The organism is Sphingobacterium sp. xlx-130, assembly GCF_011007405.1.
Classification (GTDB): Bacteria; Bacteroidota; Bacteroidia; order Sphingobacteriales; family Sphingobacteriaceae; genus Sphingobacterium; species Sphingobacterium luzhongxinii.
On the sequence record NZ_WFKN01000008.1, the window covers coordinates 72,929 to 94,214 of the forward strand.

At 39.8% G+C, this 21,286-nt stretch carries 16 protein-coding genes and 3 tRNA genes; 17 read left to right on the plus strand and 2 right to left on the minus strand.

Annotated elements, in window-relative coordinates; all coding sequences use genetic code 11:
• Positions 1–28: 28 nt before the first annotated feature.
• The 9 genes from G7B18_RS14285 to G7B18_RS14325 all read left to right on the plus strand — a co-directional run bounded on the left by G7B18_RS14285 (position 29) and on the right by G7B18_RS14325 (position 9,483).
• The gene (locus G7B18_RS14285; RefSeq protein ID WP_164123218.1) at positions 29–2,518 is read left to right on the plus strand and encodes a glycoside hydrolase family 9 protein; all 2,490 of its coding nucleotides are present in this window, start codon (positions 29–31) and stop codon (positions 2,516–2,518) included.
• Between the two features lie 87 nt (positions 2,519–2,605).
• Positions 2,606–3,424, plus strand: coding sequence for an N-acetylmuramic acid 6-phosphate etherase (gene murQ, locus G7B18_RS14290; RefSeq protein WP_164111020.1), 819 nt, complete (start codon positions 2,606–2,608; stop codon positions 3,422–3,424).
• Positions 3,425–3,439: 15 nt separating this feature from the next.
• Positions 3,440–4,930, plus strand: a complete 1,491-nt coding sequence (locus tag G7B18_RS14295; protein WP_164111022.1) for a sodium:solute symporter — start codon at positions 3,440–3,442, stop codon at positions 4,928–4,930.
• Positions 4,931–5,141: 211 nt separating this feature from the next.
• The gene (locus tag G7B18_RS14300; RefSeq protein ID WP_164123219.1) at positions 5,142–5,957 is read left to right on the plus strand and encodes a purine-nucleoside phosphorylase; all 816 of its coding nucleotides are present in this window, start codon (positions 5,142–5,144) and stop codon (positions 5,955–5,957) included.
• Between the two features lie 46 nt (positions 5,958–6,003).
• The gene (locus G7B18_RS14305; RefSeq protein ID WP_164123221.1) at positions 6,004–7,986 is read left to right on the plus strand and encodes a putative porin; all 1,983 of its coding nucleotides are present in this window, start codon (positions 6,004–6,006) and stop codon (positions 7,984–7,986) included.
• 140 nt (positions 7,987–8,126) lie between these two features.
• A tRNA-Val gene (locus G7B18_RS14310) sits at positions 8,127–8,201 on the plus strand.
• Between the two features lie 11 nt (positions 8,202–8,212).
• Positions 8,213–8,287, plus strand: a tRNA-Val gene (locus G7B18_RS14315).
• A 53-nt stretch (positions 8,288–8,340) separates the two neighbouring features.
• Positions 8,341–8,415, plus strand: a tRNA-Val gene (locus tag G7B18_RS14320).
• Between the two features lie 240 nt (positions 8,416–8,655).
• Positions 8,656–9,483: a UDP-2,3-diacylglucosamine diphosphatase gene (locus tag G7B18_RS14325; protein WP_164111028.1), complete on the plus strand. Its 828-nt coding sequence runs from the start codon at positions 8,656–8,658 to the stop codon at positions 9,481–9,483.
• A 4-nt stretch (positions 9,484–9,487) separates the two neighbouring features.
• On the opposite strand, the gene G7B18_RS14330 is transcribed toward G7B18_RS14325, so the two are convergent.
• A complete protein-coding gene (locus G7B18_RS14330; RefSeq protein ID WP_164111029.1) occupies positions 9,488–10,009 on the minus strand; it encodes an NADPH-dependent FMN reductase in 522 nt (173 codons plus the stop codon).
• Between the two features lie 207 nt (positions 10,010–10,216).
• On the opposite strand from G7B18_RS14330, the gene G7B18_RS14335 reads away from it, so the two are divergent.
• From G7B18_RS14335 to lepB, 5 genes are all read left to right on the plus strand, one after another.
• Complete coding sequence (locus tag G7B18_RS14335; protein ID WP_079642815.1) at positions 10,217–11,014, plus strand: ParA family protein; 798 nt, start codon at positions 10,217–10,219, stop codon at positions 11,012–11,014.
• Between the two features lie 2 nt (positions 11,015–11,016).
• Positions 11,017–11,931: a ParB/RepB/Spo0J family partition protein gene (locus G7B18_RS14340; protein ID WP_164123223.1), complete on the plus strand. Its 915-nt coding sequence runs from the start codon at positions 11,017–11,019 to the stop codon at positions 11,929–11,931.
• The gene (locus G7B18_RS14345; RefSeq protein ID WP_164111035.1) at positions 11,931–12,656 is read left to right on the plus strand and encodes a DUF5683 domain-containing protein; all 726 of its coding nucleotides are present in this window, start codon (positions 11,931–11,933) and stop codon (positions 12,654–12,656) included. Before G7B18_RS14340 ends, G7B18_RS14345 begins: the two co-directional genes overlap by 1 nt.
• Before the next feature lie 35 nt (positions 12,657–12,691).
• On the plus strand, positions 12,692–13,435 hold the full coding sequence (dapB, locus tag G7B18_RS14350) for a 4-hydroxy-tetrahydrodipicolinate reductase (protein WP_164111036.1): 744 nt from the start codon (positions 12,692–12,694) through the stop codon (positions 13,433–13,435).
• A gap of 108 nt (positions 13,436–13,543) precedes the next feature.
• Complete coding sequence (gene lepB, locus G7B18_RS14355) at positions 13,544–14,965, plus strand: signal peptidase I (protein WP_164111038.1); 1,422 nt, start codon at positions 13,544–13,546, stop codon at positions 14,963–14,965.
• A gap of 78 nt (positions 14,966–15,043) precedes the next feature.
• Here lepB and G7B18_RS14360 read toward each other — a convergent pair whose 3' ends face one another.
• Complete coding sequence (locus G7B18_RS14360) at positions 15,044–15,763, minus strand: pyridoxine 5'-phosphate synthase (RefSeq protein ID WP_164111040.1); 720 nt, start codon at positions 15,761–15,763, stop codon at positions 15,044–15,046.
• 604 nt (positions 15,764–16,367) lie between these two features.
• Here G7B18_RS14360 and cdaA point away from each other — a divergent pair.
• From cdaA to G7B18_RS14375, 3 genes are all read left to right on the plus strand, one after another.
• Positions 16,368–17,162, plus strand: a complete 795-nt coding sequence (gene cdaA, locus G7B18_RS14365) for a diadenylate cyclase CdaA (RefSeq protein ID WP_164111042.1) — start codon at positions 16,368–16,370, stop codon at positions 17,160–17,162.
• 144 nt (positions 17,163–17,306) lie between these two features.
• Complete coding sequence (locus tag G7B18_RS14370) at positions 17,307–18,215, plus strand: DUF1338 domain-containing protein (protein ID WP_164123225.1); 909 nt, start codon at positions 17,307–17,309, stop codon at positions 18,213–18,215.
• Positions 18,216–18,317: 102 nt separating this feature from the next.
• Entirely contained in the window at positions 18,318–21,239 is a 2,922-nt protein-coding gene (locus G7B18_RS14375; protein WP_164123227.1) for an FAD-binding and (Fe-S)-binding domain-containing protein, read from the plus strand.
• Positions 21,240–21,286 lie beyond the last annotated feature (47 nt).

Below are 21,286 nucleotides of genomic sequence, written 5' to 3' on the forward strand. Positions count from 1 at the left end.
TCGATTATTAATTGTGAATGATATTCAAATGAGATTATTTTGTTTAACCTTTTATTTTATTCTCTTGTCTATCCTTGCGAAAGGACAAGGACAGAGCTGGATACGAATCAATCAATTGGGATATCTTCCTGATGGAAAGAAAAATGCTGTTTGGGTGACTAAGGGAGACCGCGATATTCGTTCGTTTGAGGTGGTCAATGCTAAAAGTAATAAAGTAGCCCTCAAAGGGAAGCTTAAAGATAATTTCGGTGCATATGGTCCCTTTACCAAAGGGCATCGGATAGATTTTTCCGGTTTAACAAGTCACGGCGAATATTATATCCGTACAGATGATGGGACAGAGTCTCCTCGTTTCAAAATTGACCCAGATGTATATAAAGGTACCGCAGATTTTACCCTACGCTATATGCGACAACAACGTACATTGTTTAATCCATATTTAAAAGACAGTTGCCACACCCATGATGGATTTACGATGTATGCGTCTTCGGTAGGGATGCCTGATAGCACACGTGTCGATGTGGGAGGGGGATGGCATGATGCATCCGATTACTTACAGTATGCCACTACGTCGGCGAACGCCACTTATCACTTATTGGCTGCGTACCGCGACTACCCAGCAGCTTTTTCGGATGAGAAGCAGGCAAATGGATTGGATGGTAGCAATGGTATTGCTGATGTATTGGACGAAGCAAAATGGGGATTAGATTGGTTAGTTAAAATGCATCCGGAACCGCATATCATGTTTAATCAAATCGCGGATGATAGGGATCATACTTCGTTAAGGCTCCCAGGCCAGGACTCCTTATATGGTAGAGGACATGAGCGGCCGGTATATTTTATCGATGGGAGGCCTCAACAGCGGGGCAAATTTTTCAATAATACGACTGGAACAAGTTCAACTGCAGCGAAGTTTGTCAGTGCGTTTGGACTGGGGTACGACTTGTTCAAGGAAGATGAAAGTGATTATGCGGCTGTCTTGAAGATGAAGGCTAAGACAGCTTATGAATACGCCCATCTTATACCTGGTGTGACTCAAACTGTTTCCGTAAAGTCGCCTTACATCTATGCAGAGGATAATTGGGTCGATGATATGGAGCTTGCGGAAGCTTGGATGTACCGATTGAGTGCGGACAAGAAGCATATTGATTTAGGACTGGGGTACGCTAAAGAGGAGGATGTGACACCATGGATGAAAAGAGATACAGCAAACCATTATCAGTATTATCCATTTATAAATCTAGGGCACTATGAGTTGGCGAAGGCTGCTGGTGAAAATGGGAAAAAACAACTAATGCGCTATTATAAAGAAGGGATTGAGGAGGTGTGGAATAGAGCAAAAGAGAATGTGTTTTACAGAGGTGTACCTTTTATCTGGTGTAGTAATAACCTGACTACGGCATTTACTATTCAATGCCTTTGGTATAAAGAGCTATCTGGCGACACCCAATACGAAGAATTGGAACAGGCTAATTTTGATTGGTTATTTGGTGTGAATCCTTGGGGAACCAGCATGGTATACGGTTTGCCCGCAGATGGTGATACCCCAATAGATCCTCATTCTGCATTCACGTATTTACATAAGTTTCCTATTGATGGGGGGCTGGTAGATGGTCCAGTGTATACAAATACCTATAAAAATCTGATTGGTATAAAATTAACTAAGCCGGATGATTATGCCGATTTTCAGAGTGATCTGGCTGTTTATCACGATGATTTTGGAGATTACAGTACCAATGAACCGACCATGGATGGCACGGCATCTCTGGTGTATTTACTTTCTGCAAAAGAAGCAGAAGCAAAAAAAAAAACGACCATCGGGTCGAAAATAGAAAACGTAAAAACTACTGATGTATTCGGAGCAACTGTGCGTGGAGACAGTACAGTCCGAGAGGTCAGTCTGGTGTTTACAGGGGATGAATTTAGAGATGGGCTGCCTGTTATTGCGAAAGTGATTAAAAGCAAAAAGGTAAAAGCATCTTTTTTTGTTACAGGTCGATTTCTGGAAGACAAAAAAAGTGCGAGAATAATCAGGAAGCTCATTAGACAGGGACACTATGTAGGGCCGCATTCAGATCAACATCTGCTCTATATGCCATGGGAGGATCGAAACAAGCTATTAGTGACTAAGGGGGAATTTGTGAAGGATATCAAAAGAAATATGGATCGGATAGAAGAGCTCGGAGGGAAAAATATAGACAAGTTTATTCCACCTTATGAGTGGTATAATGCTGTAATTGTGAAATGGGCTAAGGAGTTAGGGTTGGGAACTTATAACTTTACGCCCGGATTGAGAACAGCTACGGATTATACTTATCCCGAAATGGGCGATCGGTATTGGACTACAGACCAGATTTTGAATCAGGTATATAAGTACGAAAGAAGCAAAGGCATTAATGGTTACATCATTTTAGTGCACCTCGGTACGGATCGCCGCCGTCAGGATAAATTATACAACAAACTGGGGGAATTAATTGAGGAGATTCGCTCAAAAAACTATAAATTCGTGGCACTGTAAAAATTATAACTGCGTTTTTTTGCATGTTTTTTAAAAAAGTAGCATATTTACGAAATGTTACCAGGTATGACTATATTTTCGGAACCGATGATAAATACAACAGAGAAAGATTCTAATTACCAAGATCTCGACAAAATGTCGGTTCTTGAATTGCTTAATAATATAAATAAGGAAGATAAAACTGTTCCTTTGGCAGTAGAGAAGTCCATACCACAGATCGAATCGCTTGTAAAGGTGGCTGTGGAACGCATGAAAAATGGAGGAAGGTTATTTTATATTGGTGCGGGTACGAGTGGACGCCTAGGTATATTAGATGCTTCGGAATGTCCTCCAACCTACGGGGTTCCTTTTGATTGGGTTATTGGTCTTATTGCTGGAGGCGACACTGCTATCCGCAAGGCTGTAGAATTTGCGGAAGATGACATGGAGCAGGCTTGGATAGATCTGGAAGAATATGCCGTCAATTCTAATGACGTAGTGATCGGAATTGCAGCGTCTGGAGGGACACCTTATGTAATCGGTGGCTTAGAGAAAGCCAATGAAAAAGGTATAGCCACTGGCTGTATTGTGTGTAATGGCAATTCGCCGATAGCAGCTCGCGCTCAATATCCGGTCGAGGTTATTGTAGGGCCAGAATTTGTTACAGGATCTACCCGAATGAAGGCTGGAACAGCACAAAAACTGGTGCTTAATATGATAAGTACCTCGGTGATGATACAGCTAGGTAGGGTCAAAGGAAATAAAATGGTTGACATGCAGTTGTCAAATCATAAACTCGTTGCTAGAGGAGTGCGTATGGTTATGGCAGAGACCGGGGCTGATGAAGATACTGCTACAGCGCTATTGGAAGAGTTTGGAAATGTGCGTAAAGCGATTGAAGCTTTTAGATCGGAAAAACAGCTATAACAAATATCTAAACATATGTCACCTATCATCTTATTGTCTTTTTTAGTTGTCTATTTCGGCGTACTTCTGGCAGTGTCGCATTTTACCTCAAGGGGATCGGCCGACAATTCCACTTTTTTTGTTGCAAATCGTAACTCAAAATGGTACATGGTGGCTTTCGGTATGATCGGTACAGCGCTGTCCGGAGTGACTTTTATTTCCGTACCGGGCGCAGTAGGCGCATCCAATTTTAGTTATTTTCAGTTTGTCCTGGGGAATGCTGTCGGCTTCGTCATTATTGCGTATGTCTTATTGCCGCTTTATTACAGGATGAATCTGACTTCCATCTATACTTATCTCGAAGAACGATTTGGACATATGACGTACAAGACAGGAGCAGCTATTTTTTTAGTGTCACGTACGATTGGGTCGGCTTTTAGGTTGTATCTGGTAGCGATTGTGCTTCAGCATTTTATTTTCGATGCCTGGAATATTCCTTTTGCGATAACAGTTGTTATTTGTTTGCTCCTTATTTGGTTGTATACGAATAAGGGTGGTTTGAAAACCATTATTGTTACAGATACGTTGCAGACGACGTTTTTGATTACAGCAGTAATCCTCTCGATCTATTTTATGGCCAAAGGCCTTGATTTTGGTGTGGTGGATACATTTGAGGCTGTTAAAGAAAGCTCCTATTCCAAAATTTTCTTTTGGGATGATTTTGTGGGAAGTAAAGCTAACTTTTGGAAGCAGTTCTTGGGGGGGGTATTTGTTACGATAGCTATGACGGGACTTGATCAAGATTTAATGCAGAAGAACCTATCTATGGGTACGATAAAAGAGGCGCAAAAAAACATGATCACCTTCACCAGTGTATTTGTCGTCATCAACATTTTTTTTCTTGCAGTAGGCGCTTTATTGTATATCTACGCAGAGAAAAACGGAATTGATATATCCACATTAGCTACTAGAGATTACCTGTATCCCGAAATTGCGCTGAATCATTTGGCGATTTTACCGGCGATCATCTTTATGATGGGATTGACTGCGGCTACCTTTGCAACGACAGATTCGGCGTTGACAGCATTAACGACTTCTTATTGTGTAGACTTTTTGAATTTTAATAAAAAGGAAAATCCGAATGATCCAGTCTTGGTGAAAAGGAGAAATCTTGTCCATTTTGGATTTTCGGTATTGATGCTTATCGTTATTTTAGTATTCAGACTGATCAATAATGATTCCGTAGTAAATGCTATTTTTACGGCAGCGAGTTATACTTATGGTCCTTTGTTGGGATTGTTTACTTTTGGGATGTTAACCAAACGTGCAGTTAATGATAAGCTTGTTCCTTATATATGTATATTGTCGCCATTGATTTTATTTTTGCTTAATACCTATGTGATATCAGTCTACACACCCTATATAATAGGATTAGATTTGATAATCCATAACGGATTGATCACATTCTTGCTATTGCTTATAACATCACCAGGAAGGGCGACAGAAAAGGCGCTATCGCACAAGTAGTTCTACTTTTTTGTTGATACGAAGGAAGACCTTCAAAGCAGGTTTTTAACTGTTTTGAAGGTCTTTTGTATTATAAAGGTTTTGGAGTTCTTCTTTTTTAACCTTTAATAACAGCGATTCCCCACATAGAATTGATATTATCAGTATCTTTATCGTGGACGTTATAAGGATGAGTCCCTCAGAGTACAGTTTTTTTGAATATTATTAGAATATGTATCATCTAGTTGAAGACACTATCGCTGCAATTCGCCGTAAAATAGGCGATTTTGTGCCTGAATTTGGGATTATATTAGGTACGGGATTAGGAAAACTTGTTGATGAGATCGAAATAGTCCACCAGATCATGTATGCAAATATCCCTAATTTTCCGATTTCGACAGTAGAATTCCACTCGGGTAAACTTATTTTCGGTACCCTGAATGGTCGAAATGTCGTCGCTATGCAGGGAAGGTTACACTTTTATGAGGGGTATAATATGCAGGAGGTTACTTTTCCTGTGCGTGTGATGAAGGTGCTTGGAATTCAGAAGCTGTTTGTTTCAAATGCCTCCGGTTCCTTGAATCCAGAGATTAGAAAAGGAGATGTCGGTATAATTGAAGACCATATTAACCTATTGCCGGATAACCCATTAAGAGGGGCGAATGATCATAGCTTTGGACCTAGATTTCCGGATATGAGCGCACCTTATGATCGATTAATGACGGCGCAAGGGCTTGCTATTGCCGATCGTCTAAATATAAAAGCACACCGTGCGGTGTATGTTTCGACACCAGGTCCAAACTTGGAAACACGAGCTGAGTATCGCTATATGCGTACTATAGGTGGTGATATTGTAGGCATGAGTACGGTTCCCGAAGTGATTGTCGCTAATCACATGGGATTGCCTGTATTTGCTATCTCAGTAATTACAGATGAGGGATTTCATGCAGATCTAAAACCTGTTTCTCTTCAGGAGATTGTACGCGTTGCTGCAGAGGCTGAGCCGAAAATGACGGCTATTTTAAAAGAATTAATTGCCATGCAGTAAAATCTAATTTATCCTTTATTTTTGCAGGTATATTTAAAACAGATTCATGAATAGTTGCTTACGTAATGCCTTTGTTATCTTAATACTTTTGGTGTCTTTCTTTAAAGGGGGGGCGCAGGAAGATGAAGGTTTTAGTAGTGCCTTGGATTCTGCCCGTGCATTGGAAGATAATAAAAAGGACTCTGTGGTGTTTTCGGCAAGATATATCAGGTATGCTACGCTTAATATGTTAAAGTATGCCACATCTACCAAGCAAATCGATACTACGCATCATAATTTTCAATATTTTAACAAACAAAACTTGCCATGGGATCCCAGTATAAACTTAGGTTCATATGGTTTAGCAACTCGTGATTTACTGTTTACACCCGATAAAAATATAGGCTTTCAGCCCGGGTTTCACGCTTTAGAGCGGTATTTGTTCACCTCGGATTCTGTAACCTACTACCGTGCTCGGGCAAGATTTTCGGAGCTTTATGCTGTTGGATTCTTTTTTGACGATCAGGTTTTTAGAGCAAAGTTGGCCCAAAATATAAATCCACTCTGGAATATAGGAGCCGAATACCATGCGACAAATACAGATGGTTATTATTTGAATCAGAAGTATTCAGATCGTAAAGGGGCAGTTTTTTCTTGGTACGAATCGCCCAGTAGGCGTTATAATATGATTACAAATTTTACATTCAACAAGTTGGATGCGACAGAAAATGGATCTATTGTTAATGATACTGTATTTAGGGACCCTAAAGTGGGAGCATTATACAGTGTGCCAGTTCGGTTAAAGGGACAACAAGCCAATAGGCCCTATAACAAGTGGAATGATTATGGTGTTTTTTTAAGACAGTCTTATTACTTGGGGCGGTTAGACACCTTGCATAATGGACAGCCGGAGATGGAGATCCATCCTACTAATGCAATCGCACATAATACTTCATTCCGTCAGCGAAAGTATATCTTCTTCAAAAATGAATCGGATAGAGAGGGAGCGTTCCCTTTTGGAACAGCAGAATTGGTGCGGGACACAACCAGCATAACTACGATCAGCAATGAATTTACATACTCTTTCTATCTCCGCAATAAATCGTTGTTGAAAAATGAAGCTAAGTTAAATCTCGGTTTTCAAAATGATCTCATATGGTATAAAGATAGTCTCACGAGTGATTTTTTTCAGAATAGTACGGTGAAAGGGGAACTGACTTATAAATTTAGTGACCGTGTGAATGTACGGATAGCAGGGGACCAAATTGTTGTAGGAAAGAACTTTGGAGACTTTCTCTATGAGGCCAACGCAGATATAGAAATAGGCGATAAAATAGGTAAAGTATCACTTGGTGCTTATAGTCAGAATAAGTCTCCTGAAATGGTGTTTGATCGAATGAACTATACGTATCATCAATGGTCGAATGAATTTGACAAGACCAAGACACAGAATGTTTCCTTTATGTATAGCAACAAGCTTTTAGGTTTTAGTGGAAAAGCAGAATATTTTCTGATGAATAAATACCTTTACTTTAAAGAAGTTGATAATCCTGATAGCGATGAGCGCTTAGACCGGGTTATCACACCTGCACAAACAGGCAATCTGAACCTATTGAAAGTTACCGTTGCTCAAAATTTCAAATTGGGCGCCTGGAGTCTCGACAATAAGGTGGTCTATCAGAAGTCTGATGCGATGGATGTGTTGATGACGCCAGAGTTATATACGTGGCATAGCTTCTATTATAGCGGGTTTTGGTATAATGTTCTAGATTTTAGAATCGGTACCGATGTGCGCTTTAATACACCGTTTAGAAGCCCTTCTTATGCTATTAATGCGGGTCAGTTTTATTACGATAATACTGGGATAGAGTTTTCCACTTATCCAATAGTAGACTTTTGGATTACAGCAAACATTCAACGTGTTAATCTGTTTGTGAGCAACAATTTTACCAATCAATATATAGCGCCTAAAGGATATTATACAGTTAGGAGATACCCAATGAACCCCGCTAATTTTAGATTTGGGGTTTCGTGGAAGTTTTACGATTAAAATTATCTGATTGTTTTTTAGTATCTTGTGATATTAATGGTGAAAAATGTTTATGAAATGTTTTGAAAATAGAAATTTAGGCCTATATTTGCACACGCAATCAGGGAAACAGATTGTGAGTTCTTAAAGATAAAAAATATGGAGAATTAGCTCAGCTGGTTCAGAGCACCTGCCTTACAAGCAGGGGGTCACTGGTTCGAACCCAGTATTCTCCACATAGAGTCTCGGAGGATTAGCTCAGCTGGTTCAGAGCACCTGCCTTACAAGCAGGGGGTCACTGGTTCGAACCCAGTATCCTCCACATATTGAGCATCAAGTAATTGGTGCTTTTTTTTTTAAATAGAAAATAATTTTGGGGGTTTAGCTCAGTTGGTTTAGAGCACTACCTCGACAAGGTAGGGGTCACTGGTTCGAGCCCAGTAATCCCCACAAAATTCAAAAGCATCAGTCATCTGATGCTTTTTTTTTGAATACTTCTCCTCTTCTTCATGCGTGGTGCTGTTCCTTCTCCTTTTTTATGACCATGAAGTTCGTGTTATTTCAACAAAATAGCCTATTTGTTTTTTTTGAAGATGAAGAATTAAAATTTGAAGATGAAGAATTAAAATTTTCTTAACTATCTGAAAATGATAAGTTAATCTTTCTTTTCTTTATTTGTATTAATCAACTATGAAGAGAGAAGTAGACTTGGTCGTTTTGTCCGACCTGCATTTAGGGACCTATGGCTGTAGAGCCAAGGAAGTACTGCATTATCTGTACTCCATAAAACCATCCAAACTGATCTTGAATGGCGATATAATAGATATTTGGCAGTTTAAGAAAAGCTATTTTCCGGATCAGCACCTTCGTGTCATTAAATATCTCTTTGATATGGCCTATCAAGGGACAGAGTTGATCTATGTTACGGGTAATCATGATGAGATGCTTCGTAAGTTTTCGGATATCAGTTTTGGGAATATCAAGTTGGTGGACAAGCTGGTGTTGCATTTGGGAGATAAGAAAGCCTGGGTATTTCATGGGGATGTATTTGATGCGTCTGTACAGCATTCCAAATGGCTAGCCAAATTGGGCGGGTGGGGCTATGATATGCTTATTCGATTGAATAATCTTATTAATTGGTGCTTGAATAGACTGGGGCGTGAGAAGTATTCATTATCAAAAAGGATTAAAAACTCTGTAAAAAAAGCGGTCAAATTTATTGGAGATTTTGAACATACAGCGTCGGAGCTTGCTATAGAGGGTCACTATGATTATGTAATCTGCGGTCATATCCACCAACCACAGATCCGTACCGTCGAAACAAAAAAGGGAAAATGTGTCTATATGAATTCCGGTGATTGGATTGAAAATCTCTCTGCATTGGAATATAATAACCACGAATGGACCATGTTTCACTATGAGGAGCAAAAAGATACCTTGGGCAAGTACCCGCTGCACGAGTCTCCTTTATCCTACACTTTAGATGGTCTTTTGGATAGGATAAAGGTCGGGCTCTAATTTGCTAGAATCGAATAATCTCCTCAATCTGCTCCTGTACGAATTGATAGGTACTATCTTCAGCAAAGTCTCCTCCTTGACTTAGCTCGCTTTGGATGCTCGGGATATGGATCTTAAGGGGCATGACATGCATCCGCATATAATTACAAACGCCGGTAAAGTGATCTACACCTCGGATATTTCCGTATTTTCCGGTTGATACTCCTACAAGAGCGGCTTTTTTGTGGTAGAAGGAAACAGGGTAAGCACAGGCATCAATGAAAGTTTTTAATACTCCGGGGTAGCTACCGTTGTATTCTGGAATAATAAAGACAAATTTCTGTGCCTTCGATACCAATTCTTGAATTGGAGCGAAAGCTGTGGAACGTTTGCCGTATAGATCTGTAAACAATATGTCGTGTGGAAGATCTATTAATGATAGAATTTGCCAATCTTCTCCTTTCTTACCCAACTCTTTTTTGTAATATTCTGCGACTTTTAACGAGTTACTACCCAGTCGATTTGTTCCCGAAATAATTAAATTCATTGTAATGTTGCTACTTATAATAATCAATCAACGAGTTTTTCAAATCGTAAATCAATTTTTTGTATCTTAGCATCCTGAGTAATAGTACCAGGAAGTTCTCAAATTTAGTAATTTTAACATCATTTAAACATTTCTTTAGTAATAGGAATGTATTTTTGAATGGAGAACAATTCTTGAAAACAAAAATTGTAAAAGGTTCGGTATCTCATGGGAAAAATAATTGCAATAGCAAATCAAAAAGGTGGCGTAGGGAAGACAACAACTTCGATAAATTTGGCAGCGAGTTTAGCTGTTTTGGAGTACAAGACGCTTTTAGTGGATGCTGATCCACAGGCAAACTCTACTTCAGGGATAGGTTTTGATCCCCGAAATATCAAAGCTAGCGTCTACGAATGTTTGGTTAATGATCTGGATCCTCGTGAGGCTATACAGGCTACAGATACACCCTATTTAGATCTTTTGCCAGCACATATTGATTTAGTAGGGGCGGAAATTGAGATGATTAATCTTCATGAGCGTGAGTACAAAATGAAGAAAATGCTGGGTGAAATCAAAGATGATTATGATTTTATCATCATAGATTGTTCGCCGTCCCTGGGTTTGATTACGATCAATGCATTGACAGGATCTGATTCGGTGATTATTCCGGTACAGTGTGAATATTTTGCGCTTGAAGGACTTGGCAAATTATTAAATACTATAAAAATTGTTCAAAATAGATTAAATACCGACTTAGAAATCGAGGGAATCCTATTGACGATGTATGATGTGCGTTTACGCCTATCCAATCAGGTAGTCGAAGAGGTACGTACACATTTTACGGATCTGGTTTTCGAGACTATTATACAACGTAATACACGATTAAGTGAAGCCCCTAGTTTTGGGATTTCTGTGATCATGCATGATGCTTCGTGTAAAGGAGCTGTGAATTACTTGAATCTAGCACGTGAGATCTTGCAGAAAAATGGTTTGGTTGAACATAATAAAGAAAAAGCGATCGTATAAGAATGGCAGCATTACAACGTAAAACAGGGTTAGGTAAAGGCTTAGGTGCTTTGTTGCAGGATGATTTGAAAGATTCACCGGCTGCTCCCCCAAAAGAGAGCGGCGAAGTGTCGGGGTCTGCGGCGGGAAGTATCAATTTTATTAAGGTCGAGCAAATTACGGTCAATCCTTTTCAGCCCCGTACTGATTTTGATGAGGAAGCATTAAAGGAGTTATCGGAGTCTATTCAACTTCAGGGATTAATACAGCCCATTACGGTACGTCAGGTCAGCAAAAATCAGTATCAGCTGATCAGTGGAGAACGTCGTTTACGTGCTTCCAAACTAGCGGGTATTACTGATATTCCAGCCTATGTGCGTACAGCCAATGACCAACAGATGTTGGAAATGGCGTTGATTGAAAATATTCAACGGGAGAATCTAAATGCAATTGAAGTCGCATTGAGTTTTCAACGGATGATCGAAGAATGTAATTTAAAGCAGGAGGAACTGGGAGACCGTGTTTCTAAAAACCGTTCTACCGTGACAAATTACCTGAGATTACTGAAGCTTCCCCCAGCTATACAAGCTGGTATCCGGGACGGACAGATTTCTATGGGACATGCACGTGCTTTGATTAATGTCGGTGAAATTGATAAACAGCTGTTTGTCTTTCAGGAGATTATTGAAAAAGGACTATCTGTGCGTATGACAGAAATTCTAGTTCGTAATATACAAGAACAGGCGAAACCTAAGAAAAATCAAAATGTAGGAAAGCAATTGGATTTTCAATACCAAAAAATTGAAGATGATTTGGCTTCTAGATTTTCTACCCGGGTACGTTTAAATCTGAAAAATAGCCGTGGTAAGGGGGCTATCGAAATACCATTTGATTCTGAAGATGATTTGAGTCGTATTTTAGAACTTCTTGACTGGTAATGTCGAAGATATTCGTAGTTATATTTTTCTTACTATTGGCACAGGGCACCTATGCCCAGGTAGATTCTACCCGTGTGCTTAAGGATTCGATAAAGCTAGCTTTAGACAGCGTTGCTCCACAGACTTCTGTAAAAAAAGAAACACGGAAGGAGCGTAAAGAGCGAGAAAAAGCTGAAAAGGAACGCGCCAAATATTATTATAAGGATATTCTTAAAGATTCGACACGATTGGCCATCGAAGAGATCTCCCGAGTGGCATGGCGGAGATCGGCTATAGCACCTGGTTGGGGGCAAATAACGAATGGTGGTCGCTGGGTGTGGGTCAAGTTGCCTATTATTTATGGTGGTTTTATAACAGCCTATTTCGTGTTTGATTACTGGAATTATTATTATAAGATGTTTGCCAAAGAGGCCGCTTATCGGATCGATAATGGTGAAGATAAGCAAAATTTGGATCTCCAATACCTTAGTACAACAGGAATTATCCAGCAAAAAGACAACTTTAGGCGAAATCGTGATATGACGATCCTAATTACCGCGGTATGGTGGGCGGGGAATGTAATAGAAGCATATACCGATTCCATGCTGCGCAACCGGTATAATATAGGTGATGATCTAACGGTTAAAATCAATCCGACATTTATGCCTACCCCGACATTGGCTTATCAACGTAATTTTGCAAATTATTTTACCCCAGGCATCAAATTGACATTTGCGATTAAATAATAAATGTTAATTTGGCAATTATTAAACTATAAGATATGAAAATCGTTTTACTTGGTTATGGAAAAATGGGGCAACTTATTGAGAAGTTTGCACTCAAGAGAGGTCATGAAGTCGTACTTATCGTAGATGCCAGTAATAGAGATAGTATCGGTGCCGAAGATCTTGAAGGAGCAGATGTTGCTATCGATTTCAGTACACCAGAGGCTGCATTGTCCAATATAAGTTTGTGTTTTGAAGCAAACCTACCTATCGTAGTGGGTACCACCGGATGGTACGAGCATATGCAAGAGGTTAAGGAAACTTGTCTTGAGGCTGAGCAAGCTCTTTTATATGGATCCAATTTTAGTATAGGTGTAAATGTTTTCTTCCATATCAACAGACTTCTGGCTCATGCTATGAATCCCTATAAACAATACGATGTACAGGTTGAAGAAATTCATCATATTCACAAATTAGATGCACCTAGCGGGACTGCCATTACAATAGCTGAAGGAATTCTTGATAATTATGAGTCAAAATCTTCGTGGGTGAATGAAGTCGTCGGTGCGGAAAACGATGTGATTAATAAGCCGGACGAGTTATTGATCGAAAGCCTTCGCATCGAAGAGGTTCCCGGTACGCATACGGTACTGTATAGCTCTGAAGTAGATCAGATCGAATTTAAACATACAGCCCATAACAGAGATGGTTTTGCTTTAGGTGCCGTTGTGGCAGCAGAGTGGTTAAAGGGACGTACAGGTTTTTTTCAGGTTACTGAGATTTTTGATTTTAATAAATAATAATAAGTACTGTAACATTTGAATTGAACAGTCGACGTATAAGAAGTCATCATTAAAACTTTTGACTTTAGTCGTGTTTTTAATTTCTGACTTTTAAATTTTACTATTATGTGGTATATCGTTTTTGGAATACTGACTGTTATCTCGCTCTACGGGCTTTGGCTATTGTTTAAAAAAGCTGGTAAACAAGGTTGGGAAGCAGTGATTCCTTTTTATAGAGAATATGTCATGGCCCAGCTGGTTGGTAGACCGACATGGTGGATCGTTTGGCTTTTCGTGCCTATCGTAAATATTTTTATATTTTATGGTTTTTACCTGGATCTGATTAAAGCTTTTGGCAAGCGTCGTTTTTGGGAGAATGCGGCAGCAGTTCTTGTTCCTTTTATAGTTCTTCCGATGTGGGGTAAGGATCCTGCTGTCAAATATTTGGGACAGCCTAATACCGAGGAGTTTAAGAAGAAATATCCTTACAAGAAATCTGTAGCCCGCGAATGGGCCGATGCAATCATTTTTGCGACTGTGGCAGCATCCTTAATTAGAGGTTTTCTTATTGAAGCTTACATGATTCCTACAGGTTCTATGGAGCGCAGCCTTTTAGTGGGTGACTTTTTGTTTGTGAGCAAGTTGAATTATGGGCCACGTATTCCTAACACGCCATTGGCATTTCCATTTGCCCATCATACCATGCCTATTACAGGAGGTAAAGCTTATTCCGAATTAGTTAAAATTCCTTATAAGAGGTTGCCAGGCTTTGAGAATATCGAACGTAATGATGTTGTTGTTTTCAATTTTCCTATGGAAGCAGATGCTCCTTACAATAGGCCTGTGGACAAACGGGAGAATTATATCAAACGTGCTGTAGGGGTGCCTGGTGATGTCGTGGAGATGAAAGGAGGGAATTTGATTGTTAATGGTAATACAGGCTTTGATTCTAATGATGTACAATCTGCCTATATTGTGTATACCGACGAGCGTGGACTTGATCCAGATATTTTAGTGGACAAACGTTTCGAATACATGGAATTACCTGATGAGAATGGACGTATTGTTGCCTACCTGCTACACGTTACCAAAGAAGAGATACAGCAAGTCAGAGGTTGGTCTAATGTGACAGAGGTAATGCCGTATAATAATGACAGCGCAGCCTTTCCAAAAGACAATCAGTATAACTGGAACTTTCATAATTTTGGGCCATTAACTGTGCCCAAGAAAGGGGATGTTGTTCAGATAAATGATCGTACCTATCCGATTTATCAACGCTTGATTACAGTTTATGAGGGAAATACACTTGAAAAGCGAGCTGATGGTTTTTATGTTAATGGAGTCAAACAGGCTACTTATACTATTAAAATGAATTACTATTGGATGATGGGAGATAACCGTGATAACTCTTTGGATTCTCGTGATTTTGGATTCGTTCCAGAGGACCATGTGGTAGGGAAAGCCTTGTTTACTTGGTTGAGCTGGGATAAAGATGGAACTTTCTTCTCGAAGATTCGTTGGAACAGGATATTTAGAGGAATAAAATAAAAATAACCAACGAAGTGCAATAAAAAGCCCTAAGTAAAACAATTTACTTAGGGCTTTTTATAAGATTAAAATAATCATTTAGGCTTTTAAAGCAGCTAAATAACGTTTTATGGTTTCTTCGAGACCAAGATAAAGGGCATCTGCAATCAATGCGTGTCCGATGCTGACCTCTAATAAATCAGGAATATGTTGGTTAAAGTAAGCTAGGTTATTTAAGTCTAGATCATGACCTGCATTTAACCCCAAGCCGAGTTCGCGTGCTTTTAACGCAGCTTGATAATACGGTTTGATCGCTTTTTCCCTGTCAAACCCAAATTCAGCGGCATAAGCTTCCGTGTACAACTCGACGCGATCGGTTCCGGTTTCTGCAGCTCCTTCAATCATTTCGACGACCGGATCTACAAAAATAGATACACGGATTCCCTCTTTTTGAAATAGGCTGACCATCTTTTTAAGATAATCTCTATGCTTGATCGTATCCCAGCCATGGTTAGATGTTATTTGTTCAAGCGCATCAGGTACCAAGGTGACCTGTGTGGGATTGTTGGCTAATACCAAGTCTATAAATTTCTGTTCCTGACAATTACCTTCAATATTAAATTCAGTTTGGATTTCAGCTTTAAGGTCGTATACATCTTGATAGCGTATATGTCTTTCGTCTGGACGAGGATGTACCGTGATGCCTTCAGCTCCGAATCGCTCGGCGGCAAGTGCCGCAGCAAGAACGTTGGGGGTGTTGCCTCCGCGAGAATTACGAAGGGTAGCCACTTTATTGATGTTTACAGATAGTTTTGTCATGTTTAGCATATTATTACGTAAAGATAGTTAAAATCAAGTTAATACCTTTTAGACGTAATTATGGAGATTGTTTTTATTAAAATGGAAGGTTTTTTATGCGCCTCTCTGCCGGCGCAGGGCATGTTACTTTTGGAGCAAAAGTAACCAAAACTTCTCGCTCGAACATTTTGGCTGTAAGGGTAGGGCTTTCTCCTACTAATGCCAAAATCTTCACAGGCGAGATTTAGCTAAAATGTACGTTTTATATCGACAGTATTGGTGCCATACATCGAGAATTGAAGAATCGCCGTAAGTACTACTTCGTACACTTTAAATTATGTCACCTTGGCGGATTGCCAATAGCAGGAATGGGAAGGCTTTGTGGCAATCCGGCACAGTGACGAGTTTTTTGCATACTTTTTTGCGGGAAAAAAATATGGGACAGTCACGGCCTGAGTGACGACATAAAAACCTTCCTTTAATATCGACAGATCGTTTCTTTTTTTAAGAAACTCCCTAACATTTACACGATACCAAGATCATACGACGCAAAGAGAGGTATTATCTTTATAAAACTATTGAACAGGAAGAAATCTTGGTATTAATTTTTTAAATTGCATTACAAATGGAAGGACTAAGCTTTAATCTACTCGAAGGATTCCGGTTACTGGATATTATAGATATCTTTTTAGTTGCTGTCATCGTGTATTATGTGTACAGTTTAATAAAAGGTACTATTGCTGTTAATATCCTGTTGGGGGTAGCATTATTTTACGGAATTTATCTGGTAGTGAAGCAACTGGAAATGCGCCTATTGACGGAAATATTCGGTGTGTTTATTTCTGTAGGCTCAATAGCATTAATTGTCGTCTTCCAACAAGAGATAAGGCGTTTTTTGTTGCATATCGGTAAGAATATCTCCATGCGCCGTAAGAAGTTTTTTTGGACTTTTTTGGGGGCTAAGAAGACGGCACAACAGGATCATTCCGAAAAGATAAAACCTATTATAGATGCTTGTAGGAGTATGTCCAGGTCACGTACCGGAGCCTTACTGGTGTTTTCTAAGTATTTTGATGAAGAATATTACCAATCCAGTGGCGAGTATATAGATGCTCCTGTATCTAAGCGATTACTGGAGAGTATTTTCTTTAAAAATAGCCCTTTGCATGACGGAGCTGTCGTCATTGTGGATTTTCGTGTGATGACAGCGAGTTCGGTGTTGCCATTGTCCGATAGTGAAGATCTTCCGCCACAGTTTGGATTAAGACACCGCGCTGCTATAGGTGTCACGGAGGTCTCGGAGGCTGTCGCCGTTATTGTTTCTGAAGAGACAGGTGAAATTTCCTTTGCCAAAGATGGTAATGTAAATATGAATCTTAGTCCGGAAGAACTGGAGGATCTCTTGAAAGAAGAGCTGTAGTGTTCGGTTCTTTTATATATTGTTAGAATGTTTTTCGTTAACCTCTTTATTATTCTGATTTTTATTCGGCAAAACCTTTGTTGTCATGTTTTATTAAAATCTATTTCTTAAATTTACTGAAGTATAAACTTTAAATTTGATCGTATGCATTTTGATGAAAATGAGCCACTTGATATTGTTTTGAATGATTTATTTGATCATTACAGGTCTAATGTTTCGGACGTTAATAAGATTACAGATGCTTTATTGGCAAAAGGGGTGATTGGATCACAAGAAGATATTGTCAATGATCATATCGCATTTCGGACACTAGGAGTTCCCCATCTAGGAATTAAATCTTTTGAGAAGATATTCCTAGCATTGGGTTATGAAAAGCGGGATTATTATCATTTTGAAGGTAAGAAATTGGACGCATACTGGTTCTCTTCTCCTCAAGAAGGATACCCACGTATATTCGTTTCTGAACTTCGCGTACAGGATCTAAGTGCGAATTTGCAAGAGATAATACGCAAATATACTTCTGCCATTGTAGCCGATCCAGTCGATTCTATTGATTTGAAAAATGGTCAGGAAGTTGCCGATTTCCTTCAAAAGCCACTATGGGGTCTGCCCACTTCATCGGATTATAAATCGTTACTGGCAGAAAGCGAGTATGCAGCCTGGGTGATTTACAACCGATACTACTTAAACCACTATACCATCAGTATTCATGAATTGAAAGATGGTTTTAATACATTAGAAGAGTTTAATTCCTTTTTAAAAAGTATCGGAGTGAAGCTTAATAATTCTGGTGGGGTGATCAAAACCAGTGATGACGGTTTGTTACGACAGAGTAGTACTGTATCTGCATTGTATAAAGCACTTTTCGCAGATGGTCAAGTATTAGAGATAGCAGGTAGTTATGTAGAGTTTGCCGAGCGCAGTGTATTGCCCCAGTTTAGTCATTTAGATAAATCTGAAGTTGGTGTCAAGCATCGTAGGGACGGTTTTGAAGCCAATAATGCAGATAAAATTTTTGAAAGTACGTATACTGCGCAAATTAAAGGTTCGTAAGAAAGATCCATGTAGCAATGGCTTCACAATTACGAATGAGTTTAGTTTGGATGCTCCTTAGGACAGATAAAAATAAGATTATACACATAATAAAAATTGGCAGTGGAAGAGAGGTTACAGGAATTAGCGCGCGCTATGGAAGGAGAGTTGTATAGCGATCACCTGATGCGTACACTCTATGCGACAGATGCTTCGGTTTATAGGGAATTGCCGTTGGCGGTAGCATTCCCCCAGCAGGAATCTGATATTGAGAAACTGATTCAATTTGCAATAGCCAATAGTACATCGCTCATCCCTAGGACTGCAGGTACTTCGTTGGCGGGTCAAGTTGTAGGTGCAGGTATTGTAGTAGATGTTTCTAAGTATTTTACCCAAATTTTGGAAGTCAATACGGATCAGCAATGGGTGAAGGTGCAGCCTGGTGTTATTCGCGACGAGTTGAACATGTTTCTAAAGCCCTTGGGGTTATATTTTGGGCCAGAGACATCCACAGCAAACAGAGCGATGATAGGGGGCATGGTTGGAAATAATTCCTGTGGATCCAATTCATTGATTTATGGCAGTACTCGAGAGCACACACTAGAGGTCACTGGATTTCTTTCTGATGGTACTAAAGCATCTTTTAAGGCATTATCTTTTGATGATTTTATCGCAAAATGTGACCTGCCTTCTTTGGAAGGGGAGGTGTATAGACAGATTCGGACTATTTTAGGCGATTACCATAATCAGGAAGAAATCCGTACCCAGTTTCCCAAACGCAGTATCCATCGACGTAACACAGGTTATGCGATTGATCTGTTGTTAGCAGCAGATCCGTTTACGGCGGGAGGAGATCCGTTTAACTTCTGTAAGTTGATCTGTGGATCAGAGGGAACACTATTCTTTATGACCGAGATCAAGCTACATGTGGACAAGTTGCCGCAAAATCCAACAGGTTTGCTCTGCGTACATTTTCACAGGTTAGACGATGCACTCCGTGCTAATCTTATTGCCTTGGCATATCAGCCCTTAGTCAGCGAGTTGATGGATCACTATATTTTGGAATGTACGGTTGGTAATCTCGAGCAGCGCCAAAACAGATTTTTTGTAGAAGGAGTGCCAGAAGCTATTTTAATTATCGAATATGATGGTCCCGACGAGGCTGCAATACGAGAGAGGATTGCAAAAGTGGAATCTGCAATGCGAAAAGAAGGTCTAGGTTATTATTTCCCTATAGTTTTCGGGAAGGATAGAAAGAAGGTCTGGGATTTACGCAAAGCTGGGTTAGGACTGCTAAGTAATATGCATGGTGATGAAAAACCCGTTGCAGTGATTGAAGATACGGCTGTGGCTGTAGAGGATCTGCCTGATTATATCGCGGATTTTAATACCATTCTTGATAAATATGGTTTGTATTCCGTGCATTACGCGCATGCTGCTACAGGTGAGTTGCATCTACGCCCTATTCTGAATCTCAAAACAAAAGAAGGGAATCTTCTTTTTCGGAAGATAGCTTTCGAAATTGCAAAGTTGGTGAAGAAATACCAAGGCTCTTTAAGTGGGGAGCATGGCGACGGGCGACTACGTGGGGAGTTTATACCCTATATGATTGGCGAACGTAATTATCAGCTGTTGAAAGATATCAAGAAAAAGTGGGATCCTAACTGTATTTTCAATCCTGGGAAGATCGTTGACACACCAGCGATGAATACATTTTTACGTTATGCCCCTGGAGGAACGAAGAAGAAAATAGAAACAGTTTTTAGATATCCTGGCCAAGATATATTAGGACATGCGGAACAATGTAATGGTTCGGGAGATTGTCGAAAGTCATCCCTTTCTGGCGGGACAATGTGTCCTTCCTATATGGCCAGCCGTGATGAAAAGGATACCACACGTGCAAGAGCCAATATATTGCGGGAGTTTTTGACGCACTCGCCCCGAGAGAATCCTTTTGACCATCCCGAGATAAAGGAGGTGATGGAGCTTTGCCTGAGCTGCAAGGGATGCAAAATAGAATGTCCTTCTAGTGTTGATATGGCAAAAATGAAAGCTGATTTTTTACAGGGATATTACGATGCACATGGCGTACCGTTACGTAGCCGTATGATTGGAAACGTGGATCGTCTTATGTATTGGATGTCTTATATACCGAGTTTCTACAATTGGTTCGTGCAAAATCCGATTGTAGGAAGGTTAGCTAAGCGTATGATAGGATTTGCTACGCATCGGAGTCTACCTTTGTTGGGGGATATCCCCTTGAAAAAATGGTTCTCAAATAGAGATAAACCAATTCGAAAACGAGAACAGATCAAAGGGACTGTGTATTTCTTCTGTGATGAGTTTACCAACTACAATGATTTAGAAATAGGGCAGCAATCCATTCTATTGTTAGAGCGATTAGGTTACGAGGTTTTGATGATTTCGCATATGTCCAGTGGAAGAGCCTTGCTTTCTAAAGGATTGTTGCGGGATGCGAAAAAGCTAGCTAATAAAAACGTGAAATTGTTTGCTTCCCGTTTGACAGCTGAGACACCACTAATATCTGTAGAGCCTTCTGCGATATTAACATTTCGCGATGAATATGTTGACTTAGTCGATGTGGAACTGGAACCTGAAGCAAGAAGAATAGCTCCGTATGCCATGCTTATGGAAGAGTTTTTGGTACGTGAGTTTGAAAAGGGAAATATATCCTCCGATCTATTCGATTCGGCAGAAAGGCGACTTTTGTTGCATACGCATTGTCAACAGAAAGCTTGGAAGCTACAAGGTTATACAGAAAGTGCGTTAAAAATAATGAAAGGAGCTGTGGTAAAAGTGATACCTTCGGGGTGCTGTGGGATGGCTGGTTCATTTGGTTATGAACAAGAACATTACCAATTGTCTATGCAAATCGGTAATCTGGTTCTATTCCCTGCTGTTAAGGAAAAGGTCACGGAAGAGATTGTAGTTGCTCCAGGTACAAGTTGTCGCCATCAAATAAAGGACGGCACAGGAGTAAAGGCCATACATCCTGTTCAGGTACTGTATGAATCGTTGATTTAGTCTATAAACGCTGTTTTCCAGTTTTTTTTGTGTAGAATGTTAGCCAG